Here is a 24,138-nt window from a genome sequence, read left to right as displayed (position 1 = left end):
CTAGCGGCGCGGCACGTCCGCGCACGACCCCGTCAGCCGGCCTTTCCGGCGACGCACGCGACGATCGGCAGTTCCGCGCCGCTGGAGTGCCGCAGCCGCACGGCCCGGCCGGACGGGACGCCGAGGCGGCCCGCGAACGCCTCGATGTCCGCGAACGGCCGGGGGGTGAGCGGCAGGTCGGCCTCGGTGTAGAGCAGCGAGACCGCGTCCAGTTCCGGCGTGCTCTCGGCGTGCGTGTACACGACGCGGCTGCCGGGCGGCAGCGCGGCGAGGAGTCCGGCGACGACGCCGCCGGGGTTCTCGTCGTCGCGCAGGAAGTGCAGGACGTTCATGAGGAACACCGCCATCGGCGCGGCGGGGTCGAGCAGCCGGGCCAGCTCGGGGTGCGCGAGCACGGCCCGGGGGTCGCGGGCGTCGGCCTCGGCGGCGGCGGTGCCGGGGTCGACGGCGACGAGGGCCCGCGCGTGGCTGACGACCATGGGGTCGATGTCGGCGTAGGCGATGCGGCAGCGCGGGTCGACGCGCCGGACGACGTCACCGACGCTGCCGTCGCGGGCGGGCAGCCCGCAGCCGAGGTCGAGGAACTGGCGGATACCGGTCCGCGCGGCGAGGTCGCGCGCCGTCGTGCGCAGGAACGCCCGGTTCGCCCGGACGAGGTCGGCGACGACGGGCGCGCGGGCCAGGACGCGTTCGGCGAGTGCGCGGTCGGCGGCGTAGTTGTCCTTGCCGCCGAGGTAGTAGTCGTACATGCGCGCGGAGTTCGGGACGGTCGTGCGCAGGGCGTCGGCGTGTTCCACCGGACGCTCCATGCCGCTGAGCACAGATCCCACGGTGCGGTACCTTCCGTCCTTCCGGTGGCGCTGCGACGCCGCGAACAGGAACGCGGACCGGCGGTCCCGCCGTCGGACCGACCCGCACGACTACCATCCTGACGGCGGGCCGCCCCGCCAGTCACGCACCCTTGCGTACACGCAAAGCCCCTGCCCTGACCCGCGCGTTCTCCCGTCCCCGGCCGCCCGGACGGCCCGCGCCGCAGCGCTCGCGACGCGGACGGCGCCGTCGTGCGGGGTGGACACGGCGGTGCCGCCGGGGCTCGTCCGGGGTGGCAAAGGCCCGTCCCGCCCGGGTTCGGGCGGGACGGGCCGGAAGTTCGCGTAGGGGTTAGAACGGGGCCTTGTCGCGGGCCTTGCGGCCGCCGTGGCCGCTCTTGCCGACGGCCTTGGAGGAGCTGCGGAACGGCTTGCTCAGCAGGCGTCCGAGTCCGCCGGGGGCCTGCCCGCCGGCGCGCGATCCGACGCCCAGCACCCGCTTGGTGCCGTTCTCGGGCCCGCGGGAAAGCCGGGGGACCAGGAAGGCCAGCACCAGGAGAACCGCACATACCGCCACGATCCCGACGATAACCATGTTCAACTCCTTATTGTCGTTTTCGTGTGCGAAAGCCGTCTACCCCGGACATCGGGCTTGACACTTCCCCGCGCCCTGACATGCGAACGCCCCGGCCACGGCGCCGGGGCGGAGCGGAACGGGCGGCGTCAGGACGTCAGATCGTCCTCGCTGAGCCCCTTCTCGGCCAGCCGGTCCCGCAACTCGGCGCCGACCGCCGGACGGTCGTCGGAATCGGGGTTCGTGCGCGGCTCCTGGTCGGGGTCGCCGTCCGGGCGGAAGACGACCTGGTCGGTGTCGGTGGTCTTCGGCGCGTTCTCTTCCGGTGTGGTCATGGTGCGGGCCTACCCGGGAGCGACCTGGCATAACGTCCGTGGCCGGACACGCGGCCCGGCCACGGACGGACGGTCAGCCCGTCAGGGACTCGCGCAGCATCGGCCACGCCTCGTGCAGCGACCGCTGCCAGTACGGCCAGGTGTGCTGCCCGTCGTAGATCCGCGTCGTGGCCGGGACGCCGACCAGCGCGAGCCGGTCGCGGAACGCGCGGGCGTGCTCGACGGCGCGGGCCTCCACCGGGTCGGTGAAGGGGAACCCGCCGAGCGACCCCCGCCGGCCGGTGCCGCTGGCGATCCACAGCCGGGTGCCGCGCAGCCGTTCGGCCAGGTCGTAGGGGTTGTGGGCGTGCCAGATGGCGGCCTGGGCGTCGGGGTGGCCCCAGACGCGGCGCCAGTCGGTGCCGGGGCAGGACAGCGACGGTCCCCAGCCGGTGGACGCGTCGCCCGGCCGGTGCCCGTACAGCGTGTGCAGGTAGCCGCTGAACGACGCCGCCGCCCCGAACATGCCGGGGTGCCGGGCCGCGTACAGCATCGTGCCGAGGCCGCCCATGGAGTTGCCCGCGACGGCGCGGGCGGTGCCCGCGCGGTAGTCGCGTTCGAGGATGCCGCGCAGTTCGGTGAGGTGGAACGTCTCCCAGGCGGGCGATCCGCCGCGCCCGTAGTTCCACCAGTCGGAGTAGTTGCCGCAGCGGCCGCCCTCGGGCATGACGACGATGACGTCCGCGTCGCGGGTGAGGCGTTCGACGTCGGTGTCGCGCGTCCAGGCGGTGTAGCCGTCGACGCCGCCGTGCAGCAGCCACAGCACCGGCCAGGTGCGGTCGGCGTCGCGGGACCAGCCGGCCGGCAGCAGCAGGCGCGCCTTGGCGCGGCCGCCGAGGGCGGGGGAGTCGATCGTGAGGTCGAGGGCGCGCGGCCCGGCGGACGTCTCGGCGACGACGCGCGCGGTCGCGGCGGAGGCGGGGAGGGCGGGGACGAGGAGGGTCAGCAGGAGGAGCCCTGCCGCCAGCGCGGAGAGGGTGGTGCGAGGCACAGCGGGCCTTTCGGGGCGGGCCGGGCATGGGTGGGGCCGGCCGGCGGGAGCGGTGCGCGCCGTCGCGGCGATTCGTGGTCGCCGCGACGGCACGGGGAACGCAGCACGAAACGGCTTGTGTCCGGGTGCGTGCGGGCAGGCCGGAACCTGGCCGTGAAAGCGCGGACCGCTGCGTCGGACTCCGGCCGCCACGGCACCGGCGGTGCCGTTTCCGGCACGTCGAGCCTGCCGCGATGGGGTGGGACCGGAGAGCTCTCCTGGCGTTTATTCTTCCCAGCTTTTACTGGTTCGATGCCAAGTAACCGGGCAAAACACTCATTTTCCGCCAAGCAGATGGGCGGTGAATTTTTTGCCCAGGACGCCGGATGGCGGTGGGAAGTGAGGAAAGGAACGGGAGCGATGAGAGTGGGGAGGCCGGAAAATGCAGACGTTTCTGCCGTATGCCGATTTCGCCGCGACGGCCGCCGCCCTGGACCCGCGCCGCCTGGGAAAGCAGCGCGTCGAGGCGCTCCAGGTTCTCCGGGGCCTCACGGTGCCCGGCTACGGCTGGCGCAACCACCCCGCCGTGAAGATGTGGACGGGCTATGAGGAGGCCCTGGTCCGCTACGGCCTGACGATCTGCGCCCAGTGGTGCGCCCTCGACCGCAAGGACACCTGCGCCACCACCCTGACCACCGACCTCACGTCGGCGACGGGCGTCACGCGTCCCCGCGCGCAGCCCGAACTGGCCGCCGCGGGCGACCTCCCGCCCTGGCTCGGCGACGAGCCCTTCCACCGCAGCCACCGCTCGGCCCTGCTCCGCAAGGACCCCGCCTTCTACCGCCCCCGTTTCCCCACCGACCCCGACGACCTCCCCTACGTCTGGCCCGCCTCCGACCGCTGAAAGCCCGGGACGTCACCAGTCGCGTTCGGCTACGAGGTCTTCTATGTCCGCGTCGGGGAAGCCGTAGGACGTGGCGATGTGGAGGATGTCGGTGGCTATGACGTCGCGGCCCACGGTCTCGATGCCGCCGCCGGCGGCGCCGAACTCCTCGTCGAGGGCGTTGAACTCGTGTGTCGCGGCGGCGGTGAGGGCGTAGAGGGCGGGCAGGTCGGCGGGCCGTTCGGCCTCGACGCGTTCGCACAGCCGGACGAGGATGGCGGCGCCCTTGTCGACGAGGGCGTCGGGGAAGTACGCGTCGTCGTACATCCCGGCGAGGAACGGGTACGCGGCCAGGTCGGGGTTCGTGGGCACTGCGGTCTCCTCGCGGCTCGGATGCCCCCGATCCTTCCGTCCGCCACCGACGTTTCCGGTGGTCGCCGCGCTCGCCGGGTAGGGGAAAGACGACGCCGTCGCACGGGCGGCGGAATCCCCTCGGGGGGACGGGGGTTGGAGCGGGGTATGAAGAAGATCGGGTTTCTCTCGTTCGGGCACTGGAGCGACGGCGGCGGGTCGCGGACGCGTTCGGCGGCGGACGCGCTGCTCCAGTCGATCGACCTGGCCGTGGCCGCCGAGGAGCTGGGCGCGGACGGCGCCTACTTCCGGGTGCACCACTTCGCCCGGCAGCTCGCCTCGCCGTTCCCGCTGCTCGCGGCGGTCGGCGCGCGGACGTCGCGGATCGAGATCGGCACCGCCGTGATCGACATGCGGTACGAGAACCCGATGTACTTCGCCGAGGACGCGGGCGCCGCCGACCTGATCGCGGGCGGGCGGCTCCAGCTCGGCATCAGCCGCGGCTCGCCCGAGCAGGTGATCGACGGCTGGCGGTACTTCGGGTACGCGCCCGCCGAGGACGAGACCGACGCCGACATGGCGCGGGCGCACACCGAAGTGCTGCTGAACGTGCTGCGAGGCGAGGGGTTCGCCGAGCCGAACCCGCGGCCGATGTTCCCCAACCCGCCGGGCCTGCTGCGCGTCGAGCCGCATTCGGCCGGGCTGCGCGACCGCCTCTGGTGGGGTTCCAGCTCGAACGCCACGGCCGTCTGGGCGGCGGAGCTGGGCATGAACCTCCAGAGCTCCACCCTGAAGGACGACGAGACGGGCGAACCCCTGCACGTCCAGCAGCGCAAGCAGATCGAGGCGTACCGGGAGGCGTGGGCCAAGGCGGGTCATCAGCGTGAACCTCGCGTCTCGGTCAGCCGGAGCATCTTCGCGCTGACCGACGACCGTGACCGCGCCTACTTCGGGGGCCGCACCGACTCCGGCGACCAGATCGGGATGATCGACGCGAACACCCGGGCGATCTTCGGCCGCTCGTACGCGGCCGAACCGGACGTCCTGATCAAGCAGCTCGCCGAGGACGAGGCGATCCAGGCCGCCGACACGCTCCTGCTCACCGTCCCCAACCAGCTCGGCGTCGACTACAACGCGCACGTGCTGGAGAGCATCCTCACCCACGTCGCGCCCGGCCTCGGCTGGCGCTGAGGTCAGGCGGGGGCGAAGAACCCCGCGTCCCACAGGGCCCGGACGTACGCGCGGAGCTGCTCGGCGGCCTCGTCGAGCCGGTCCCGGCGGTCGGTCGCGGCGGCGCCGGTGACCAGCGACGCCATCGCCGCGACGATCATGCGGCAGGCGAGCATCCCGCGTTCGTCGGTGGCGCCGAGGACGTCGGCGTGCAGGCTCACCAGGAGTTCCTGGTTGGCGGCGCGGCGCTCGACGGCGTCCGGCCCGGCGGCGTAGATCTCGGCGAGGAACAGGCGCGCGGCGGGCCACTCGGTGCGCAGGGCGTCGAGGTAGGCCGTCAGGCCGCGCTCGTAGAGGTCGAGGGGGTGGACGCCGCCGTCCGGGTCGCCGGGGGAGGGGGCCAGGCCCTCGGTGATCCGCTCCTTGAGGTACCCGGTGGCCAGGTCGAACGCGGCCAGGAAGCAGTCCAGCTTGGAGGAGAACACCTGGTAGAAGGACTGCCGCGCGACGCCGGAGCGCTGGAGGACGTCCTGGACGGACGTCGCGGCGAACCCCTTCTCCGCCACGGCCTCGATCATGGCTCGGCAGAGCCGCCCGCGCTGAACGCGGGTGACCTCTTCGGGGGGCAGCGCCGTCCGCCCGCGCGGCAGGCGGCGCGGTGTGACCATGCGCACACTGTAGTCCACGAACTTCTCGTTCTCACCTCGCGGACCTGGTGCGACTTCGCCAGTCAAGGGTGGCGAGGTGGCGTTCCGGGGTGAACGGGGCGCGAACTTCATGCCCCGAGGTTCCGTCCCAAACCCAGGCAGACAAAGATGTCTTTCTGTGGTGGCGGGGTGCGGCCCCGCCCGTCCCGAGGAGTGAACACGTGGGTGCCCCCCTGCTCGACAGAGATCCCCGGCAGCTCGGCGGCTACTGGCTCGCCGCGCGGCTCGGCGCCGGCGGCCAGGGCGTCGTCTACGAGGGCTACGACGCCCAGGGCGACCGCGTCGCCGTCAAGGCGCTGCACGCCGACGCGCTCACCGACCGGCTGCGCGACGGGATGCGCCGCGAGGTCGCGACCCTCCAGCGCATCGCGTCGTTCTGCACCGCCCGGATCATCGCCGCCGATCTCGACCACGTCCCGCCCTACATCGTCAGCGAGTACGTGCCCGGCCCCGACCTGCACCACTGGGTCGAGGAGCACGGCGCCTACGGCCCCGACGAGCTGTACCGCCTCGCCATCGGCATCGCGACCGCGCTGGCGTCCATCCACCGCGCGGGCGTGATCCACCGCGACCTGAAACCCGCCAACGTCCTCATCGGGCCGGACGGGCCGCGCGTCATCGACTTCGGCATCGCCCGCACCGACGAGATGTCGCGCAGCGCCACCGGCCTCAAGGGCACCCCGCGCTGGATGGCGCCCGAGCTGTTCCGCGGCGGGCAGGCGACGCCCGCCGTGGACGTGTGGGCGTGGGGCGCGATCGTGCTGTTCGCGGCCGACGGCGTGCCGCCGTTCGACGGCGGCACCCTGCCCGTCCTGATGCACCAGATCACCACGAAGAACCCCGACACCGGCAGGCTCCGGGAGCCGCTGCGCGGCCTGGTCGAAGCCGCGCTCAGCCAGGACCCCGCCGCCCGCCCGGCACCCGGCGACATCCTCGCCGGGCTCGTCGGCGGCGAGCCCCGCAACCCGCTCGAAGCCGGGCGGGCCGCCGCCGAGACCACCCGGCCGCCCACGCCGCTTCCGCCGTCCCTCGCTGACATCGCCGAACGGGTCCACAACGGCCTCGACCCCGAAGCCCGGCAGGCCGTCCCGCGCATCCTGCTCCGGATGATCGTCGCCCGGCCCGGCGCCGACGACGTCCTGTGCACCGTCCCGATCAAGGAGTTCGAGGACGGCGAGACCGGCCACTTCACCGTCGAACGCGTGCTGCGGGCGTTCAGCGACGCGGGCCTGCTCCGCATCACCGGCGGCGTCGCCGCCATCACCACCCCGGCGCTGCTGCGCGCCTGGCCCCGGCTGCGCGACTGGGTCGAGGCCGAACGCGCCGGGCTGGACGGCCACCACGCCCTCGCCGGAGCCGCCCGCCGCTGGAACGCGCACGGCCGCAAGACCGCCGACCTGCTCCAGGGATCGAGCCTGGACGACGCGCTCGGCTGGGCGTCGACCGGCCGCCGCAGGCTCACCCTCAACCTCGCCGAACGCGACCTGATCGCGGCGTCGGTCGCGCAGACCCGCGTCCGCGCCCGGACCCGCACCGTCGTGGCCGCCGCGCTGGCCGTCCTGCTGCTGATCGCCACCGGCGCGGGCGTCGCCGCCGGGTTCCAGAGCCTCAACCTGAGCAAGGCCAACGCGACGGTGTCCGCGCAGCGCGACGCGGCCGTCGGACGGCAGCTCGCCGCGCAGGCCGTCCAGTCGCGGCGGACCGACCCGGCGCTGGCCCGCCGCCTCGCCGTCGCCGCCGAGTCGCTCGCCCCCGGCAACGCCGACACCCACCACGCCCTGGTGACGCTGAGCTCCCAGTGGGAACGTGACATCTGGACGCCGCCGGGCATCGACGGCTCGTGGAACCGGGCCTACCCGCAGAACGGCGGCCCGCTCGTCTTCTTCAAGCGCGAGCAGAACCGGGCCGTCATCGTCGACCCCGAGGCCCGCCGGATCGTGCGGACGATCAACCTCCCCGGCGCGCAGCTCGCCGGTCTGGACCTCACGCTCGACGGCAAGCGCCTGTTCACCCTCCAGCAGGACGGCACCCAGACGTTCTGGGACGTCGCGCGCGGCACCCCGTCCCCTCTTCCGTACAAGCACCGGGCCGGCGCGGGCCTGCACCTCAGCCCGACCGGCGCGAAGCTCGTCACGACCTACCGGGGCGACATCACGGTCGTGGAGGCGGCGACCGGCCGGACGCTGTTCCGCGCCAAGGGCGACAGCAGCGTGTGGAGCCCGGCGATGCCGCCGGACGAGCGCTTCATGGTGCTGCCGCTGGCGGCCGGGAAGAACAGGACGCGGCTGGCCTGGTGGGACCTGACGACCGGCAAGGAGGTCTCCGGCGACCACGACGCGCGCGGCCGGTACCCGTTCGACGGCGCCCGCCAGTTCGTCGGCACGACGTTCAGCCCGGACGGCCGCTTCCTCGCCACCCGCGCCGGTGACGTCATCGTCGTGCTGGACGCGCGGACGCGGAAGGTCCGCACGACGCTGTCGGCGCCCAAAGACATGCAGGACACGTCGCTGGACTTCAGCCGGGACGGCGGCTACATCGCCACCGACACGACGCTGTGGAGCACCGAGCCCGGCACGCAGGAGCAGCCCTATCTGCGCTACCGGCCGGACGCGATGTGCTCGGGCACCCGGTTCGACGCCGCCGGGACGACGCTGCGCTGCGTCGACGGCGAGGCCCGGGTGCGGTCGCTCGACGTGTCCAGCTTCACCCGTCCGCTGCGGTTCGCGCCGCTGAGCGTGAAGACGGCGATCAGCCCGGACGGGAGCACGCTGGCCGTCCGCGTGCCGACGCTGGGCGTGGACCCTGACACCCTCCAGATCTGGGACGCCCGGACCCGGACCAAGCGGTCCGATCTGCGCATCGGCCACCCGGTCGGACGCGAGATGGCGCTGTCGCCCGGCGGGCGGTTCCTCGCGCTGCCCGACGAGAGCGGCGCGATCGAGGTCTGGGACGTGCGGTCCGGCGCGCGGCGCACCGTGATCCAGACCGGTTCGGCGCCGTCGCTGCGGCCGCTGCCGTCGTTCTCGCCGGACGGGCGGGCGGTGGCCGTCGTGGTCTCGACGCGGCCTGCCGTGCTCGCGTTCTACGACAGCGCGAACGGCCGCAAACTGGGGGAGGCGCGGACGAAGCAGCCGTCGACGCTCTCGGTGGACTCGGAGACACAGATCGTCTGGAGCAAGGACGGCAAGCGCGTCGTGTCCGCGCTCGACCTCGGCGTGGTCGCGTTCCCGTCCGGGCGGACCGTCGTCGAACCCGGCGCGCTCAACGCCCCGGCCGCGATCCGCAGCGTCCAGGCGCTCAGCCCGCAGGGCGTCCTGGCGACGGTCGAGGGGTCGGTCGAGCAGCGCTCCCTGCGGTTCTGGGACGTGGCGACGCTCCGCCAGCGCGGCGGCCCGATCCGGCTCCCGAAGGGGCCGTCGCCCATCACCGCGATCTCGCCGGACGGGCGGCTCGCCGCCACCGCCGACGTCCGCGGCAAGGTCGACCTGTGGGACGTCGGCACCGGCCGTCGCCTGGGTCTCCCGCTGACCGGTCACACCGCGACGACCAACAGCACCGACGTCCAGTCCCTCGCGTTCAGCCCGGACGGCACCCGGCTGTTCAGCGTCGGCCAGGACGACGCCAAGCTCGTCACCCACACCGTCGCGCCGCACCTGCTGAAGAAGGACCTCTGCTCCCGCACCGGCGGCCTCTCCCGCGCCGAGTGGGACCGCCTGGTCGGCAACGGCGTCCCCTACCGCACGACCTGCTGACGGCCGGCCGCCTCGGCGTCCGGTTCCCCGGGCGCCGGGGCGGCGGGCTTCCGGACGGCGAGGACGACGCCCGCCGTCGTCGCCCCGAGCAGGCCGAGCACGAGGTCGCCGACCGTGTCCTGGTAGAGCGTGCCCACCTCGGGGGTGTCCAGGATGAAGATCGCGTACTCGGCCAGTTCCCACAGGATCGCCGTGATCGCCCCGAATCCGGCGCAGCACAGCACGAGCACCCACGACCGGAGCCCGCCCCACCGGCGCATCGCGATCCCGGCGGCGCCCGCGAGCAGCGCCCAGTTCCCGTAGTGGCACGCGTCATCGAACCACTCGACGGCGTCGTACAGGTCGGCGGCGTTCCCCGCGACGTCGATGAGGAACGGCGCCGTCAGCAGCGCGTCCACGTCCCACGGATACGCGCCGCGCCGTCCGCGCGCCGCCCACACCCCGGCGACGAGCAGCACGGCGACCGGGTACGCGACGGCGCGGACGTCCATCGCCTTGTCGGCGAACCGATCCCAGCCCGGGAACAGCACGGCCAGGACGAGCAGGGCCGCGAGCGCGACCTTCATGGCAATGGCGGCGAAGCGCCACAAGGGGGAGGACATGCCCCCATCCTTGCCGCGCCGCCGCCCCGGCACCTCCGTACAGGTACTCATTCGCGAGCGGGGAGGGGGACCTCGATGTCGGGGAGGTCGGTGGGTTCGGGGGTGCGCCAGGTGCCGGAGAGGAGGACCGACAGGGAGAGGAGGTGCCAGCTCTGGCCGGGGCGGCGGGGCGGCACCTCGGACAGGCGGCGTTCGACGGCCTTGCGGTCGACGATGGAGAAGAGTTCGGCGGGGGCGTCGAGGATGTGGGCGCGGAAGACGTCGGCCAGGTCGTGGCCGTAGGATTTGCGCCAGTTGAAGCCCGCCGCGGCGGTGCTCGGCGGGGTGGCGCGGCGGCGCCAGCCCGGCCAGGAGCGGAGGGAGCGGGGGCGCTCGGTCTCGAAACGCCAGCGTTTGCCGTCGAAGGGGACGTCGCGCAGGCGCGGGGCGAGCCGGTGCAGCGCGAGCGCGACCGGTTCCTCGGTCATCCGCCATTCCACGGGCAGCGCCAGCGCGGCGCGGACGACGCGGTTGTCCAGGAAGGGGTGGTAGTACGCCCAGTTCATCAGGGTCGCCGTGTGCGAGCCCGCCAGCCAGCGGCCCGTCTTGTAGAACATGTGCAGCTTGTCGAGGACGTCGACGCCGTCGCGCTCGTAACGCGCGACCCACGCGGCGTGGTGGCGTTCGGCGTGGGCGTTGGCGTCCGGGGTGAGGAACTCGCTCTGGGCCAGGAAGACGGTCTTCAACCGCGCGCGGACGCCGTCGGGGGACAGGTCGGCCTGGTCGGTGAGGAAGCCGCCGCGCAGGCGCTCGCCGCCGGAACCGGAGCTGCGCGGCTCCGGGTCGAACGGCGCCCACCGGTTGACGCCCTCGTACGCCGAGTTCATGCCCTCGCACATGCGGACGAGCGCGTGCGCCCGCCGCACCGGATGCCCGACGACGACGGCGCCGGGCCGCTGCCGGTCGACCGTCACCCGGCACTCGACGCCCAGCACCGCGGCGACCCGCTGCGCCAGCACCACGTCCGGGCTGTCGGCCAGGCCGTGCGTCGCGCCGAAGAACGGCACTCCGGCGGCGTGGCACGCGGCGGCGATCAGCCGGCTGTCGCGTCCGCCCGACAGCGCCAGCCGCAGCGGCCGGTCGTGCCACCGGAACGGCTCGACGGCCGCCAGCAGCGCCTCGGCCAGCGGCTCGGCCCGCGCGACGGCCTCCTTGCGGCCGCGCGGCGCGGGCTCCTGCTCGGGCAGCGGCCGTGCGACGACGGCGGCGGGCCGTCCGCGCCGCGCGACGAACGTCGCCGCGTTCGGCACCGCCCGCACGCCCTCGAACGGCGTCTCGTCGGACGCGAAGAACCCGTGCCGCACCATCGACTGCAACGCCATCACGTCATAGGCGGGCGCCGGGCGGGTCAGCCCGGTCGCGGCGGCCCGCGCCGCCAGATGCGCCAGCAGCGCACGCGACGCCGCGAACCGCAGCCCGCCCGCCTCGGCGGTGTAGACGGGGCACGCCCGCGTGATGGACGTGGCCGCCTCGAACCCGTCCGGCCCGGCGCGGAACACCGAGAAGCAGCCGCCGAGGCCGTCCGCTTCCGCACCGAGCGACGCGGCGTCCAGCAGCAGGTCGGCGTCGCCCTTGGCGCCCAGGTACCCGCAGTAGGCCAGCGCCCGCCCGCCCGACGTCAGGACCGGCGCGGGGAACGGCTCCTCGACGGGCTCGTTCGACCAGGCCAGCAGCGCGGTCCCGCCGTCCGGCGCCACCCACTCCGCAGTACGCCACACGTCGGCGGGCACGGGCACGGCCTCCCCGACGGCCCACCGCGCCGCCGCGAGAACCCCGTCCGGAATCCGCCCCCCGGCGTCCCCCACGGAAACGACAAGACAAGCACGCATACGCCCCACCCCACCACCCCGGAACGAACACGGCATGAACACGGCGCGACGACCCCCGGAAACACGAAAGAGCAGACGCGACTCGCGTCTGCTCTCGTGGTGGTGGGTGCGCCGTCAGGGACTTGAACCCCGAACCCGCGGATTAAGAGTCCGCTGCTCTGCCAATTGAGCTAACGGCGCGTGTCAGGTCGCGTGGTGCCGTGGTGCCTGACTCGTCCAGGTTAGCAGGGCGGGAGAGGTGGGACGTACCGGTTTTCTTCGGGGGGAGGGCGTGGCGGAAGATCTTGGACCAGGTGCTGCCGATCTGCTTCGTCAGGCCGCCCGTGGAGTAGGGGAGGTCGTACTTCTCGCAGAGCGCGCGGACGCGCGGCGCCAGTTCGGCGTAGCGGTTGCTGGGCAGGTCGGGGAACAGGTGGTGCTCGATCTGGTGGCTGAGGTTGCCGGTCATGATGTGGAAGAGGCGCCCGCCGCTGATGTTGGCGGTGCCGAGGAGCTGCCGGACGTACCACTCGCCCTTGGTCTCCTCGTCCAGCCACGACTCGGGGAAGACCTCGGCGCCGTCCGGGAAGTGCCCGCAGTAGATGATCGTGGACGCCCACAGGTTGCGGGCGATGTTCGCCGTGGCGTTCGCGGCGAGGGTGTACCCGAAGCGGCGGCCCGTCAGCAGGGGGAAGCCCACGTAGTCCTTGCCCCACTGGCGGGCGATCTTGCCGCGGATCGCGGTGAGCTTGCGGCGGGTCTCGGCGCGGTCGTCCTCGCCGGCCAGGACCTTGTCCAGCTCCAGGTCGGCGACGGCCACGCCGTACTCGAAGAACATCTGGAGCAGCAGCGCGTAGACCGGCTGCGCCAGGAAGAACGGGTGCCATTCCTGCTCGGGCGCGATCCGGACGAGCCCGAAGCCCAGGTCGTCGTCCTTGCCGAGGACGTTGGTGAACGTGTGGTGCACGTAGTTGTGCAGGTGCTTCCACTGCTCGGCGGGGGCGACGCTGTCCCATTCCCACGTCGTGGAATGGATCTTCTCGTCGCGCATCCAGTCCCACTGGCCGTGCATGACGTTGTGCCCGATCTCCATGTTCTCCAGGATCTTGGCCAGCGACAGTGTCACGGTCCCGGCGATCCACACCGGCTTGCGGGACGACGCCAGCAGCATCGCCCGCCCGGCCAGCTCCAGGTAGCGCTGGGTGCGGATCACGCGGTGGATGTAGGCGGCGTCGTCGGGGCCGAGGTCGGCGGCGATCTCGGCCCGGAGGGCGTCGAGTTCGCGGCCGATGGCCGCGTAGTCGGCGGCCGTGAGGTGCGCGGTGGTCGTCATTGCCGTCCCTGCGGGAGTTCGGTGCACGGACGTCCGACTCTCGCAGCGGGCCGTGCGCGGAGATAGAACGTCAACTGAGTCGCCCGCGCCGGAATTCGTGCGGATGAGGACGAAAAACGGAAAGGGTCTGACCCGAACCCGGCTCATGTTTCCGGCGCGTTAGGGTCGTCGCACCGCGAGCCGAGGAGGTGCCCATGGCCGAGGATTTCCCGCGCGGTGTCGATCTCCACACGCCGAGCACCGCACGCATCTACGACTATCTGCTGGGCGGCAAGGACAACTACGCGGCGGACCGCCGCGTCGCCGCCGAGCTGCTGGAGATCATCCCGCAGGCGGCGACGGCGGCGCGGGCGAACCACGCGTTCCTGTGCCGCGCCGTCCGGCACCTGGCCGCGGCGGGCGAGACGCAGTTCGTCGACGTCGGCGACAAGCTGCCCGCCGCCGGGAACGTGCACGAGACGGCGGCGCGGATCGCGCCGGACGCCCGCGTCCTGTTCGCCGGGGAGGACCCGGTCGCGCTGACCCACGGCCGCGCGCTGCTCACGCACCCGAACACGGCCGTCGTCGGCGTCGACCTGCTCTCCCCGGCGGACGTGACCCGCGACCCGGCCGCCCGCGCGCTGATCGACTTCGACCGGCCGGTCGTCGTGATCCTCGACCGGGTGCTGCACTTCATCGAGGACGACGCGCGGGCCCGCGCCGCCGTGGACGACCTGCGCGCGCGGCTCGTCCCGGGCAGCCACGTCGTGTTCACGCACATCACGCAGGAGCCGCGCCCGGAGGCGTCCGACCCGGTCCGCCGCGTGTTCGACCCGACGACCAGCCACTTCCGGGGCCGGGAACGGGACGCCGTCCGCGCCCTGTTCACCGGCTTCACCTGGCTCGACCCGGGCCTCACCTATACGCCCGAGTGGCGCCCGGACGACGACGCCGACCCCGGCGACGCGCCGGAGCTGAGCTTCACGCTCGCGGGGGTCGTCCGCCGCTAGGCAGGTGCCGGGCGAGGAGCTGCGCGAGGTGTTCGCCGCCGCGCGGCGCGAGCGCGTCGAGCTGCGTCCGGCAACTGAACCCGTCGGCGAGGACGACGTCGGACGCCCCGGCCGCCCGGACGGCGGGCAGCAGCGCGTGCTCGGCGACCGCGACGGACACGTCGTGGTGCCCCTTCTCGACGCCGAAGTTCCCGGCGAGCCCGCAGCATCCGCCCAGGCGCCGCACGGCGGCACCGGCCGCCGCGAGCAGCGCCGCGTCCGCCGTCCACCCGAGGACGGCGTGGTGGTGGCAGTGCGGCTGCGCGACGGCCGTCACGCCGGACAGGTCGGGCGGCGCCCAGCCGGGCGTCTCGGTGAGCAGCTCGGCCAGCGTGCGCGTCGCGGCGGCGACCTCGCGGGCGGCCGCGGCCTCGGCGCCGTCGAGCAGTTCGGCCGCGTCCGCGCGGAGCACGCCCGTGCAGGACGGCTCCATCCCGACGATCCGCGCCCCTCGCCGCACGTAGGGCAGCAGCTCCCGCACGGCCGCCCGCACCCGTGCCCGCGCCCCGTCGAGCTGCCCCGTGGAGATCCACGTGATCCCGCAGCACACCGGTCCCGGCACGGTCACGCGGTATCCGGCGTCCTCCAGCACCCGCACGGTCGCCCGCCCGACGTCGGGGGAGAAGGCGTCGGTGAAGGTGTCCACGAACAGCACGACCTCGTCGCCCCCGGCGGGCGCGGCATGCTCGGCGAACCAGGAGCGGAACGTCCGAGGCGCGAACGACGGCAGGGCGCGGCGGCGGTCCAGCCCGGCGGCCCACGCGACCAGCGGGCGCAGGGCCAGCACGGCGTTCGCCCCGCGCGCCAGCAGGGGCGAGCGGCCGGTGAGCCGGGTCCAGCGGGGCAGCCAGCCCAGCGCGTAGTGCGCCCGGGGACGCGGACGGCGCCGGTAGCGGCGGTACAGCGCCTCGGCCTTGTACGACGCCATGTCGACGCCGGTCGGGCAGTCGGTCGCGCAGCCCTTGCAGGCCAGGCACAGGTCGAGGACGTCGCGCACCGCGTCCGACCGCCACGGCTGCGGCCCGAGCCGCCCGGACACGGCGTCCTGCAACACCCGCGCCCGGCCCCGCGTGGAGTCCTTCTCGTCGCGCGTCGCCAGGTACGAAGGGCACATCACGCCGCCCGTCCCGGTGTTGTCGGCCCGGCACTTCCCGACGCCGGTGCACCGGTGCACCGCGCGGGACAGGTCGCCCCTGTCGTGGTGCAGCCGCAGCCCGGTGCCCGGCGACGACCCGGCCGACGGCGCGCGCAGGTCGGCGTCCACCGGCGCGGGCGCGACGATGACGCCCGGGTTGAGCACGTCGCCGGGGTCGAACACGTCCTTGACGGCCGCCATCAGCGCGAGCGCGTCCGGTGAGTACATGTGGTGCAGCAGCGCGCTCCGGGCCCGGCCGTCGCCGTGCTCGCCCGACATCGTCCCGCCGTGCGCGGCGGCGAGCGCGGCGGCCTCGTCCAGGAAGGCGCGGAACACGCCGGTCCCGCCGGGCCGGGTGAGCGGGAAGTCGACGCGGACGTGCACGCAGCCGTCGCCGAAATGCCCGTACGGGACGCCGAACAGCCCGTGCGCCGTCAGCAGCGCCTCGAACTCCCGCAGGTACGCGCCGAGCCGCGCGGGCGGGACGGCGGCGTCCTCCCATCCCGCGTACGCCTGCTCCCCGGCGGGGGTGCGCGCGACGAGCCCCGAGCCGTCCTCGCGGATGCGCCACAGCGCGTCGGCGAGCGCCATGTCGGTGACGAGCAGCGAGTCCAGGCAGCCGGAACCGGCGATCAGCGCCGTGGAGCGGTCGGTCAGGTCGTCCCCGGCCAGCTCGACGAGCAGCCACCCAGACCCGCGCGGCAGCGCCGGGACGGCCGCCGCGCCGCGCCGCCCGGCGACGACGGACGTGATCCGCGCGTCCAGGCCCTCGCACGCGATCGGCCCGTGCGGCAGCAGCGCGGGAACGGCGTCGGCGGCCTCGGCCATCGACCCGTAGCCGAGCACGACCAGCACCCGGTGCGCGGGCTCGCGCACCATCCGCACGCGCGCCGCGAGCGTCACCGCGAGCGTGCCCTCGCTGCCGACGAGCATCCTGGCGACGTCGAAGCCGCGCTCGGGCAGCAGATGCTCCAGCGAGTAACCCGACACCTGCCGTCCGAACCGCCCGAACTCGGTGCGCAGCAGGGCGAGACGGTCGGCGGTGAGCGCGCGGAGCCGTCCGGTCAGGTCGCCGCCGCCGTCCGCGCCGGGAACGTCACCGAGCCGCAGCCGCTCCCCGGTGCCCGCCACGACGTCGAGCCCGAGCACGTTGTCGGACGTCCGCCCGTATCCGAGCGCCCGCGACCCGCACGCGTTGTTCCCGATCATCCCGCCGAGCGTGACCCGCGTCCGGGTGGACGGGTCGGGCCCGAACCGCAGCCCGTGCGCCCGCGCCGCCGCGTGCAGGTTCTCCTGGACGACGCCCGGCTCGACGAGCGCCGTCCCGGCGTCGGGGTCGATCTCCAGGACGCGGTTCAGGTGGCGGCTCACGTCGGCGACGACGCCCGGCCCCACGGCGTTCCCGGCCAGCGACGTGCCCGCGCCCCGCAGCGTCAGCGGCACCCCGGCCGCCCGGCACACCTCCAGCGCGGCGGTCAGCTCCCCGCCCTCACGCGGAGTGACGACGACCTGCGGCGGCACCCGGTAGAGCGAGGCGTCGGACGCGTAGAGCGACCGCGCCAGCGCGGAGCCGTCCACGCCGGAGACGCCCGCCCGGAGCAGCGCGTCCATCAGCGCGGCGCGGGTGTGCGCCGTGCCCCGATCCACCGTTTCATCTGCGCTGATGGCCACGATCGTAGCGCGGGTGGCAATCGCGACTGATCGCCCGCGACGGGCGGTACTCTTCACCTACTTGTCGGGTGTTAACGAAGTGGGGCACCGTTGGAAACCAAGCAGGACGCCGCCGCGCAGGGCGCCATCGCCGAGCTGCTCCGGCGGCGCCGCGACGACGTTCTCGGCCGCTGGGTCGCCATCATCGCCGCGACCGTGCAGGGCCGCATCACCGAGCGTGAACTGCGCGCCGAGACCGCCGAGCTGTTCGAGCTCGCGGTCCGCGTGGCCGAGGAGGGCCCGCGCGGCGCCGCGGCCGACGAGCTGCGCGGCGCGCTCGGTGACCTGTCCCGCTCCCGCGCCCGCCAGGGGTTCAGCCCCACCGAGATCGCGGTGAGCGTCTTCGCGCTCAAGCAGGCCCTCTACGAGAACATGGAGGGCGGCGACACCGACGAACAGGCCGCCTACCGGCAGTTCATCGAGTTCTCCGCCGTCATGGACGACCTAGGGCTGCACACCTTCGAGACCTACGCCGCCGCCCGCGAACAGGTCATCGCGGATCAGGCCGAGAGCCTGCTGGAACTCTCCACACCGGTCGTGAAGCTGTGGGAGGGCATCGTCGCCGTCCCGCTGATCGGCACGCTCGACTCGGCGCGCACCCAGGTCGTCATGGAGACGCTGCTCCAGACCCTCGTGGACACCGGGTCGGAGTACGCCGTCATCGACATCACCGGCGTCGCCGCCGTCGACACCGAGGTCGCGCAGCACCTGCTGAAGACGGTCGTCGCTGCCCGCCTCATGGGCGCCGAGTGCGTCATCTCCGGCATCCGCCCGCAGATCGCCCACACGATCGTGACGCTCGGCATCGAGTTCGGCGACATCGTCACCAAGGCCACCCTCGCCGACGCGCTCGGATACGCGCTGGAGCACCGGGGCGTGGTGCTGGGCGAGAAGCGGGAGCGGTGATGGAACGCGTCCCCGTCCTCAAGATCGGTGACATCCTGCTGGTGTCGATCCAGATCGACCTCCAGGACCAGAGCGTCCTGAACCTCCAGGAAGACCTCGCCGACCGCATCGTCGCCACCGGCGCCCGCGGCGTGATCATCGACATCACCGCCGTGGAGATCGTCGACTCGTTCATCGGCCGGATGTTCGCGACGATCGCGTCCATCTCCCGGCTGCTGGACGCCGAGACCATCGTCGTCGGCATGCGCCCCGCCGTCGCGATCACGCTGGTCGAGCTGGGCCTGTCGCTCGGCGGTGTGCGCACCGCCCTCGACCTGGAGAAGGGCCTGCGGCTGCTCGGCGTGGACGGGCTGGCCGCCGGTCCCCGGGACCGACGGTGACCGACGCCGGGGCCACCGAGATCCCCATCGGCTCGGGCGACGACGTCGTGCGCGTCCGGCAGGCCGTCCGGGAGGCCGCCGGGGCGGCGAAGCTGTCCCTCGTCGACCAGACCAAGATCGTCACGGCGGCCAGTGAGCTGGCCCGCAACACGCTCATCTACGGCGGCGGCGGGCACGCCCGCGTCGAACGCGTCGACAGCGGCCTGGGCCGCGCCGGAATCCGCATCCTGTTCGCCGACGAAGGGCCCGGCATCCCCGACCTCGACCTCGCGCTCACCGACGGCTGGACGAGCGGCAACGGCCTCGGCCTCGGCCTGTCCGGCGCCCGCCGGCTCGTCGACGAGTTCTCGCTGGACAGCGCGCCCGGCGCCGGAACCCGGATCACGGTGGTGAAATGGGGCCGCTGAGCGCTCCGGGCTGGTCGGTCGGCCCCACCGACGAGGAGTCGGTGTGGCTGCCCGTCGAGGACGTCAGCGCCGTCGCCGCCGCGCGCCGCCGCGCCACGGCCCTCGCCGAACCGCTCGGGTTCGAGCCCGACCGCCTCGCCCAGATCGCGCTGGCCGCCAGCGAGGCGGCCTCCAACCTGCACAAGCACGCCCGCGACGGCACGATGACGCTGCGCGTCACCCGCGCGGGCGGCGTGCCCGCGATCGAGCTGGTCTGCATCGACAAGGGCCCCGGGATGTCCGACGTGCCGCGTTCGCTGCGCGACGGCTACTCCACGTCCGGCACGCTCGGCATCGGCCTCGGCGCGATCAACCGGCTGGCCGACCGCAGCGACCTGCACTCGGTGCCCGGCCGCGGCTCGGTCCTCACGGCGGCGTTCGCCGTCCAGGACGAACCCGCCGAACCCGCCCCCGACCTCCCCTACGCCGGACTCACCCGCCCGATCCGGGGCGAGCAGATCTGCGGCGACGCCTACGCCGTCCACTACTCCGGCGACCGCGTCCTCGCCCTGCTCTGCGACGGCCTCGGGCACGGCCCCCTCGCCGCAACCGCCAGCCAGGAGGCGGTCCGCGCCGTCCGCGAGGCCGACCCGGACGCGTCGCCCGTCGAACTCCTGCGGCTCGTGCACCGGCGCCTGCGGCCCACCCGGGGCGGCGCCGTCGCCGTCGCCGCCATCGACTTCGCCGCCCGCACCGTCCGGTTCGCCGGGCTCGGCAACGTCGCCGGATGGGTCGTCGGCCCGGACGCGCGGCGCGGCATGATCTCCGTCCCCGGCATCGCCGGGCACCAGGCCCGCACCTTCCGCGAGTACTCCTACGACCTGCCCGCCGGGGGAGCGGTCGTGCTGCACTCCGACGGCCTGACCGACCGCTGGAAGACCGCCGACACCCCCGGCCTGCTGGCGCGGGCGCCGCTCGTCGTCGCGGCCGTGCTGCTCCGCGACGCGGGCGTCCGGCAGGACGACCGCTCCATCGTCGTGATCAAGGAGGCCGGGTGAGCGTCGCCGGTGAACTGCTCCGGCTCGACCTGCGCGACCAGGAGGAGATCTACGAGGTGCGCCGCGCGTCCCGCGAGCTGTGCGCGGCCGTGCGCCTCGACCCGCAGGACCAGGTCCGCCTGCCCACCGCGCTGTCGGAGATCACCCGCGACCTCGTCGCGCACCTGGGCGTCGTCCGCGTCACGTTCCTGCTCATCCGCTCCCCGCGCGCGGGGCTGACCGTCGAACTCGCGCTGGACGCCGAGCCCGGCGACGTCCCCAGCGCCGGGCTGCGCGCCGCCGAACGCCTGCTCGGCGGCGTCGAGGAACGGACCGGCCCGGGCGGCACCGTGCTGCGCCTGCACCGCGACCTGCCCGCCGGCGTCGACCCGCCGTCGCCGCGCGAGGCCGCCGACCTGCGGCACCGCTTCTCCGTCCGCGTGTCCTCCACCGCCGCCGACGAACTGCGCGTGCAGAACGCCGAACTCATCGACGCGCTCGACGACGTCCGCCGCCAGCGCGAGGAACTGCGCTCCCTCAACGCCGAGCTGGAGGAGACCAACCGGGGCGTCCTCGCCCTGTACAGCCAGCTCTCCCAGGAGCTGGAGGAGACCAACCGCGGCGTCGTCGCCCTCTACGCCGAACTGGACGACAAGAGCGCGCAGCTCCGCGAGGCCGCCGAGGCCAAGAACCGGTTCTGGGCCAGCATCAGCCACGAGCTGCGCACCCCCGTCAACTCCGTCATCGGCCTCACCCGGCTGCTGCTCGACGCCGCCGCCGAGCCGCTGTCGGCCGAGCAGCGCCACCAGGTCGGCCTCATCGCCGACTCCGGCGAGACGATGCTGTCGCTCGTCAACGAGCTGCTCGACCTGGCCAAGGCCGAACGCGGCGCGCTCGTCGCGCAGATCCGCACCGTGCCGGTCACCCACGTCGTCACCGCGCTCACCGAGCAGCTCGTCCCGCAGGCCGCGCAGGCGGGCATCGCGCTGCGCACCGAGCTGCCCGCCGAACCCGTCGAGCTGGCGACCGACGAGGTCATGCTGACCCGCATCCTGCGCAACGTCGTCGGCAACGCCATCCGGTTCACCCGCGAGGGCGAGGTCAGCGTCGAGGTGCGCGCCGAGGGCGACGACCTGCTGTTCACCGTCGCGGACACCGGCGTCGGCATCCCCGCGGAGTTCCACCGCCGCGTCTTCGAGGAGTTCTTCCAGGTGCCGGGCACCTCCGGCGGCACCGGCCTCGGCCTGCCCTACGCGCGGCGGCTCGCCGAACTGCTCGGCGGCGGCCTCGACCTGCACAGCGAGGCCGGCCAGGGCACCCGCGTGACGCTGCGGCTCCCGGCGGGCGAGGTGCCCCGGCTCGGCCACGTCCTCATCGTCGACGACGAGGACGCGCGGCGCGCCCAGCTCCGCGGCCTGCTCGGTGACGCCGCCGACCGCGTCAGCGAGGCGTACTCGGCTCCGTCGGCGCTGGAGGCCGTCGCCGCCGACCCGCCCGACCTCATCCTGCTCGACCTGAACATGCCCGGCGGCGACGGCCTGGACGTCCTCGGCCGGATCGGGCCGGACGTCCCCGTCGTCCTCGTCACCGCGCTCGACGTCGCCCTCCTCACGGACTCGCGTCTGGCCCGCGCCGGAGCTACCGTCGACAAGGCGGTCCTGGACCGGCCCGTGCTGTTCGACGCGGTGCGCCGCGCCCGGGAGGCCGTCCGATGAGCCCGCTGTCCACCGCCGCGCGCGCCGACCTCGTCACCGCGCTCGTCGTCGACGACAACGACACCAAGCGCTACATCATCGGGAGCTGGCTGCGCCGCGCCGGGCACACCGTCATCGAGGCCGCCAGCGCCGCGCAGACGTGGGAGCGGCTCGCGGAGCACAACGTCGAGCTGGTCATCCTCGACGTCCGGCTGCCCGACATGAGCGGCATCGAGGTGTGCGAGCGGATCAAGACGACGGCCGAGTACGCGTCACTGCCCGTCATCCACATCTCCGCCACCGCGATCGACAGCGCCGACCGCACGCACGGCCTGCGGCAGGGCGCCGACGCCTACATGACCGACCCCATCGACCCCGAGGAGTTCCTGGCCACCGTCCAGGCGGTGCTGCGCTACTACCTGGCGCGGCGCCGCGCCGAGCGCACCGCCGGGCGGCTGGCCGCGCTGACCCGCGCCACGCTGGAGATCAACTCGGCGGGGAACCTGGACCGGCTCGCCGCCGCGACCGCCACCGGCGCCGCCGAGATCTTCGGGGTGCGGGCCTCGTCGTTCATCATGTCGGTGGACGGGCGGCTGCGGCGCACCGTCTGCCTCGACCCGGCGCTGCCGCCCGAGCCGCGCGGCTGCCCGCCCGACGCGCTGGAGCAGCTGAGCCGCCGGTTCGTCCCGCTGGGGGAGAGCACCGGATCTGCGGTGGCGCGCGTCCCGTACGCCCGGCTCGGTGAGATCGTCGCCGACCCCAACACCGAGCAGGACGCCGTGTTCATCATGGCGCGCACCCTGCCGGGCCGCCCGCCGATCTGCATCGCGCTGGAGGCGGGCGGGCTCGCCAACGAAGAGGACCTCAACCTGCTGCGCCAGCTCGCGCAGACGGTCGCGCTCGCCGTGGAGGCGCTGCGCTCCTACGCCGAGGAGCACACCGTCGCGCTGACGCTCCAGCGCAGCCTGCTGCCGTCGCTGCTGCCGGAGGTCGCGGGCTGGACGTTCGCCGTCCGCTACGAGCCCGCCAGCGAGCAGGCCGAGGTCGGCGGCGACTTCTACGAGATCATCGACCTGGACGGCACGCTGCTCATCGCCATCGGAGACGTGCAGGGCCACTCGCTGCACGCCGCGACCGTCATGGCCGAGCTGCGGCACGCGCTGCGCGCCTTCGCCGACGAGGGCCACGACGCGGCGACGATCCTGGAACGCCTCAACAGCGTCATGCACCGCTACCACGACGACCAGTCCGCCACCGTCTGCCTGCTCACGCTCGACCCGCGCACCGGCGACCTGGAGCTGGCCGGCGCGGGCCACCTGCCCGCCCTGTTCCACCACGACGACCGCGCCTGGTACGGCAAGGGCGGCGGCATCCTGCTGGGCTTCCCGGTGTCGGGCGTCGACGTGGAGAACACCACCGTCCCGCCCGGCGGCGCCGTCGCCCTCTACACCGACGGCCTCATCGAGGACCGCGACGTCTCCCTCTCCGACAACCTGGAACGTCTCCGCCAGATGCCCTTCGGCGGCGACGCCGAGGCGTACTGCGACCGCGTCCTGGGCGAATTCGGCCACCGCGAGGACGACGTGGCCCTCATCGTCCTCCACCGCACCGCACCGCCGTAGCGGTGCTCAGAGGTCGCCTTTCGCGGTGAGGAACCGGTCGAGCGCGTGCAGGACGACGTACTTGGCCTTCGGCCCCGAAAGCGCCGCTCGCAGCAGTGACGGGCGCTTGGCGAACTCGTTCTCCGTCAGGATCTCGGGCAGCTTGCGGCATCCGGGGAGACTGCTCAGATCTTTCGCCAGGTGCGTCATCCGGCCCCGGGCGGCACCGCGACCCGCCATCCATTCGAAGTCGATGGAGAGCGCCACGTCGTCGCCTCCCGCGTAGATGCTCCAGACCGGCGCGTCGGTGTGACCCAGGTGGAACCAGGCGGTGACCGACGGCGCGGCGCCGCTGCCGAAGGAGTAACCGGTGAACGTCGGCTGCTTCTCGGCGTGCTGGTAGACGGCGAGGAGCGTCGCGGCCGGTCGCGGTCGTGGGGTCGCGGTCGGCCGTGTGCGCGATGGCGTTGCGCCGGTCGGTGACCGCGCGCAGGCGCGTCCGCACCTGATCGGCGGTGACCTCGCCGCCCTCCCGCGCGGTCAGGAGCTGCGCGACGCGCGGCCAGAGGTTCACGCCGCTGACGTACGCCAGCCCCTCCTTGATCTTGTCGGGGTTCTGGAACGTGCGGAACGCGAAGAACTGTGCGAAATGGGCGCGGAGGACGTCCGGCAGCGGCCGGCCGTGGTGGTGGATCTGGTCGAAGACGTCCAGGCCGATCGTCAGCTTTCCGTACTTGTCCGGCCGCACCGCCGCGGGCTGCCGGGCGAGCGCGACGGCCCGCTCGATGATCTCCTCGGTCAGCCAGTGGTCCAGCGCCGCGACCGCCTGCACCCACGCCGCGCGGTACAGGTCACCGACGTCGAACGCCCCCACCTGGAGCTGTTCTAG

The 24,138-nt window shown here is 73.8% G+C and carries 22 protein-coding genes and 1 tRNA gene; 11 read left to right on the top strand and 12 right to left on the bottom strand.

From position 1 onward, the window contains the following. Nucleotides 1–32 precede the first annotated feature (32 nt). The 4 genes from C229_RS30435 to C229_RS0113475 form a co-directional block, all read right to left on the bottom strand. Nucleotides 33–830 (bottom strand): SAM-dependent methyltransferase, encoded by a 798-nt coding sequence (locus tag C229_RS30435; RefSeq protein WP_155884817.1) that lies wholly within the window; start codon nucleotides 828–830, stop codon nucleotides 33–35. A 331-nt stretch (nucleotides 831–1,161) separates the two neighbouring features. Next, on the bottom strand, nucleotides 1,162–1,404 hold the full coding sequence (locus C229_RS0113485; RefSeq protein WP_026313760.1) for a DUF6411 family protein: 243 nt from the start codon (nucleotides 1,402–1,404) through the stop codon (nucleotides 1,162–1,164). Nucleotides 1,405–1,532: 128 nt separating this feature from the next. Next, complete coding sequence (locus C229_RS0113480; protein ID WP_018655598.1) at nucleotides 1,533–1,718, bottom strand: hypothetical protein; 186 nt, start codon at nucleotides 1,716–1,718, stop codon at nucleotides 1,533–1,535. Between the two features lie 73 nt (nucleotides 1,719–1,791). After that, nucleotides 1,792–2,748: an alpha/beta hydrolase gene (locus C229_RS0113475; protein WP_018655597.1), complete on the bottom strand. Its 957-nt coding sequence runs from the start codon at nucleotides 2,746–2,748 to the stop codon at nucleotides 1,792–1,794. Nucleotides 2,749–3,169: 421 nt separating this feature from the next. On the opposite strand from C229_RS0113475, the gene C229_RS0113470 reads away from it, so the two are divergent. Next, nucleotides 3,170–3,631 (top strand): MSMEG_6728 family protein, encoded by a 462-nt coding sequence (locus tag C229_RS0113470; protein WP_018655596.1) that lies wholly within the window; start codon nucleotides 3,170–3,172, stop codon nucleotides 3,629–3,631. Between the two features lie 12 nt (nucleotides 3,632–3,643). Here the strand turns inward: C229_RS0113470 and C229_RS0113465 are convergent, their stop codons facing one another. Next, nucleotides 3,644–3,982: a DUF5713 family protein gene (locus tag C229_RS0113465; RefSeq protein WP_018655595.1), complete on the bottom strand. Its 339-nt coding sequence runs from the start codon at nucleotides 3,980–3,982 to the stop codon at nucleotides 3,644–3,646. Nucleotides 3,983–4,129: 147 nt separating this feature from the next. On the opposite strand from C229_RS0113465, the gene C229_RS0113460 reads away from it, so the two are divergent. Then, nucleotides 4,130–5,152 carry an LLM class flavin-dependent oxidoreductase gene (locus C229_RS0113460; protein WP_018655594.1) on the top strand — a complete coding sequence of 341 codons (1,023 nt, stop codon included), beginning with the start codon at nucleotides 4,130–4,132 and terminating at the stop codon, nucleotides 5,150–5,152. A gap of 2 nt (nucleotides 5,153–5,154) precedes the next feature. Here C229_RS0113460 and C229_RS0113455 read toward each other — a convergent pair whose 3' ends face one another. Continuing rightward, on the bottom strand, nucleotides 5,155–5,799 hold the full coding sequence (locus C229_RS0113455; RefSeq protein WP_018655593.1) for a TetR/AcrR family transcriptional regulator: 645 nt from the start codon (nucleotides 5,797–5,799) through the stop codon (nucleotides 5,155–5,157). A gap of 200 nt (nucleotides 5,800–5,999) precedes the next feature. On the opposite strand from C229_RS0113455, the gene C229_RS32830 reads away from it, so the two are divergent. Beyond that, nucleotides 6,000–9,590, top strand: a complete 3,591-nt coding sequence (locus tag C229_RS32830) for a WD40 repeat domain-containing serine/threonine protein kinase (RefSeq protein WP_051108969.1) — start codon at nucleotides 6,000–6,002, stop codon at nucleotides 9,588–9,590. On the opposite strand, the gene C229_RS30425 is transcribed toward C229_RS32830, so the two are convergent. The 4 genes from C229_RS30425 to C229_RS32825 all read right to left on the bottom strand — a co-directional run bounded on the left by C229_RS30425 (nucleotide 9,572) and on the right by C229_RS32825 (nucleotide 13,132). Continuing rightward, nucleotides 9,572–10,192 (bottom strand): DUF2238 domain-containing protein, encoded by a 621-nt coding sequence (locus tag C229_RS30425; RefSeq protein WP_155884816.1) that lies wholly within the window; start codon nucleotides 10,190–10,192, stop codon nucleotides 9,572–9,574. The two genes, C229_RS32830 and C229_RS30425, sit on opposite strands and share 19 nt — an antisense overlap. A gap of 47 nt (nucleotides 10,193–10,239) precedes the next feature. Continuing rightward, nucleotides 10,240–12,036, bottom strand: a complete 1,797-nt coding sequence (locus C229_RS0113440; protein WP_051108968.1) for an asparagine synthetase B family protein — start codon at nucleotides 12,034–12,036, stop codon at nucleotides 10,240–10,242. 131 nt (nucleotides 12,037–12,167) lie between these two features. After that, a tRNA-Lys gene (locus C229_RS0113435) sits at nucleotides 12,168–12,240 on the bottom strand. Beyond that, nucleotides 12,203–13,132 (bottom strand): fatty acid desaturase family protein, encoded by a 930-nt coding sequence (locus C229_RS32825; protein ID WP_240487293.1) that lies wholly within the window; start codon nucleotides 13,130–13,132, stop codon nucleotides 12,203–12,205. Before C229_RS32825 ends, C229_RS0113435 begins: the two co-directional genes overlap by 38 nt. Before the next feature lie 434 nt (nucleotides 13,133–13,566). Between C229_RS32825 and C229_RS0113410 the strand changes: the two genes are divergently transcribed. Beyond that, complete coding sequence (locus C229_RS0113410) at nucleotides 13,567–14,361, top strand: SAM-dependent methyltransferase (protein WP_018655591.1); 795 nt, start codon at nucleotides 13,567–13,569, stop codon at nucleotides 14,359–14,361. Here C229_RS0113410 and C229_RS0113405 read toward each other — a convergent pair. After that, nucleotides 14,333–17,146 (bottom strand): FAD-binding and (Fe-S)-binding domain-containing protein, encoded by a 2,814-nt coding sequence (locus tag C229_RS0113405; protein WP_051108991.1) that lies wholly within the window; start codon nucleotides 17,144–17,146, stop codon nucleotides 14,333–14,335. The two genes, C229_RS0113410 and C229_RS0113405, sit on opposite strands and share 29 nt — an antisense overlap. 150 nt (nucleotides 17,147–17,296) lie before the next feature. On the opposite strand from C229_RS0113405, the gene C229_RS0113400 reads away from it, so the two are divergent. Genes C229_RS0113400 through C229_RS0113375 form a run of 6 tightly spaced genes read left to right on the top strand, consistent with a single transcriptional unit; the run spans nucleotide 17,297 to nucleotide 23,270 of the window. Next, entirely contained in the window at nucleotides 17,297–18,151 is an 855-nt protein-coding gene (locus tag C229_RS0113400) for an STAS domain-containing protein (protein ID WP_018655589.1), read from the top strand. Next, a complete protein-coding gene (locus tag C229_RS0113395) occupies nucleotides 18,151–18,531 on the top strand; it encodes an STAS domain-containing protein (protein ID WP_018655588.1) in 381 nt (126 codons plus the stop codon). Before C229_RS0113400 ends, C229_RS0113395 begins: the two co-directional genes overlap by 1 nt. Then, nucleotides 18,528–18,938, top strand: a complete 411-nt coding sequence (locus C229_RS0113390; protein WP_018655587.1) for an anti-sigma regulatory factor — start codon at nucleotides 18,528–18,530, stop codon at nucleotides 18,936–18,938. Before C229_RS0113395 ends, C229_RS0113390 begins: the two co-directional genes overlap by 4 nt. Next, a complete protein-coding gene (locus tag C229_RS0113385) occupies nucleotides 18,926–19,975 on the top strand; it encodes an ATP-binding SpoIIE family protein phosphatase (RefSeq protein WP_018655586.1) in 1,050 nt (349 codons plus the stop codon). The genes C229_RS0113390 and C229_RS0113385 overlap by 13 nt, the downstream gene beginning before the upstream one ends. Then, the gene (locus C229_RS0113380) at nucleotides 19,972–21,669 is read left to right on the top strand and encodes an ATP-binding protein (protein WP_018655585.1); all 1,698 of its coding nucleotides are present in this window, start codon (nucleotides 19,972–19,974) and stop codon (nucleotides 21,667–21,669) included. Before C229_RS0113385 ends, C229_RS0113380 begins: the two co-directional genes overlap by 4 nt. Next, entirely contained in the window at nucleotides 21,666–23,270 is a 1,605-nt protein-coding gene (locus C229_RS0113375) for a fused response regulator/phosphatase (RefSeq protein WP_018655584.1), read from the top strand. The genes C229_RS0113380 and C229_RS0113375 overlap by 4 nt, the downstream gene beginning before the upstream one ends. A 6-nt stretch (nucleotides 23,271–23,276) precedes the next feature. On the opposite strand, the gene C229_RS0113370 is transcribed toward C229_RS0113375, so the two are convergent. Next, nucleotides 23,277–23,516, bottom strand: coding sequence for a hypothetical protein (locus tag C229_RS0113370; protein ID WP_018655583.1), 240 nt, complete (start codon nucleotides 23,514–23,516; stop codon nucleotides 23,277–23,279). 187 nt (nucleotides 23,517–23,703) lie between these two features. Between C229_RS0113370 and C229_RS0113365 the strand changes: the two genes are divergently transcribed. Next, the gene (locus C229_RS0113365; protein ID WP_018655582.1) at nucleotides 23,704–24,138 is read left to right on the top strand and encodes a hypothetical protein; all 435 of its coding nucleotides are present in this window, start codon (nucleotides 23,704–23,706) and stop codon (nucleotides 24,136–24,138) included.

It is taken from the genome of Actinomadura flavalba DSM 45200, from assembly GCF_000374305.1.
Taxonomy (GTDB): domain Bacteria; phylum Actinomycetota; class Actinomycetes; order Streptosporangiales; family Streptosporangiaceae; genus Spirillospora; species Spirillospora flavalba.
This window is presented reverse-complemented; position numbering and strand designations above follow the sequence as displayed.

What these genes read in the sequence shown, in the direction of transcription:
- C229_RS0113485 (WP_026313760.1), bottom strand. Translation starts at nt 1,404, where the DNA reads ATGGTTATCGTCGGGATCGTGGCGGTATGTGCGGTTCTCCTGGTGCTG.
- C229_RS0113480 (WP_018655598.1), bottom strand. Translation starts at nt 1,718, where the DNA reads ATGACCACACCGGAAGAGAACGCGCCGAAGACCACCGACACCGACCAG.
- C229_RS0113470 (WP_018655596.1), top strand. Translation starts at nt 3,170, where the DNA reads ATGCAGACGTTTCTGCCGTATGCCGATTTCGCCGCGACGGCCGCCGCC.
- C229_RS0113460 (WP_018655594.1), top strand. Translation starts at nt 4,130, where the DNA reads ATGAAGAAGATCGGGTTTCTCTCGTTCGGGCACTGGAGCGACGGCGGC.
- C229_RS0113455 (WP_018655593.1), bottom strand. Translation starts at nt 5,799, where the DNA reads ATGGTCACACCGCGCCGCCTGCCGCGCGGGCGGACGGCGCTGCCCCCC.
- C229_RS30425 (WP_155884816.1), bottom strand. Translation starts at nt 10,192, where the DNA reads ATGTCCTCCCCCTTGTGGCGCTTCGCCGCCATTGCCATGAAGGTCGCG.
- C229_RS32825 (WP_240487293.1), bottom strand. Translation starts at nt 13,132, where the DNA reads ATGGAGATCGGGCACAACGTCATGCACGGCCAGTGGGACTGGATGCGC.
- C229_RS0113410 (WP_018655591.1), top strand. Translation starts at nt 13,567, where the DNA reads ATGGCCGAGGATTTCCCGCGCGGTGTCGATCTCCACACGCCGAGCACC.
- C229_RS0113405 (WP_051108991.1), bottom strand. Translation starts at nt 17,146, where the DNA reads ATGGACGCGCTGCTCCGGGCGGGCGTCTCCGGCGTGGACGGCTCCGCG.
- C229_RS0113395 (WP_018655588.1), top strand. Translation starts at nt 18,151, where the DNA reads ATGGAACGCGTCCCCGTCCTCAAGATCGGTGACATCCTGCTGGTGTCG.
- C229_RS0113385 (WP_018655586.1), top strand. Translation starts at nt 18,926, where the DNA reads ATGGGGCCGCTGAGCGCTCCGGGCTGGTCGGTCGGCCCCACCGACGAG.
- C229_RS0113375 (WP_018655584.1), top strand. Translation starts at nt 21,666, where the DNA reads ATGAGCCCGCTGTCCACCGCCGCGCGCGCCGACCTCGTCACCGCGCTC.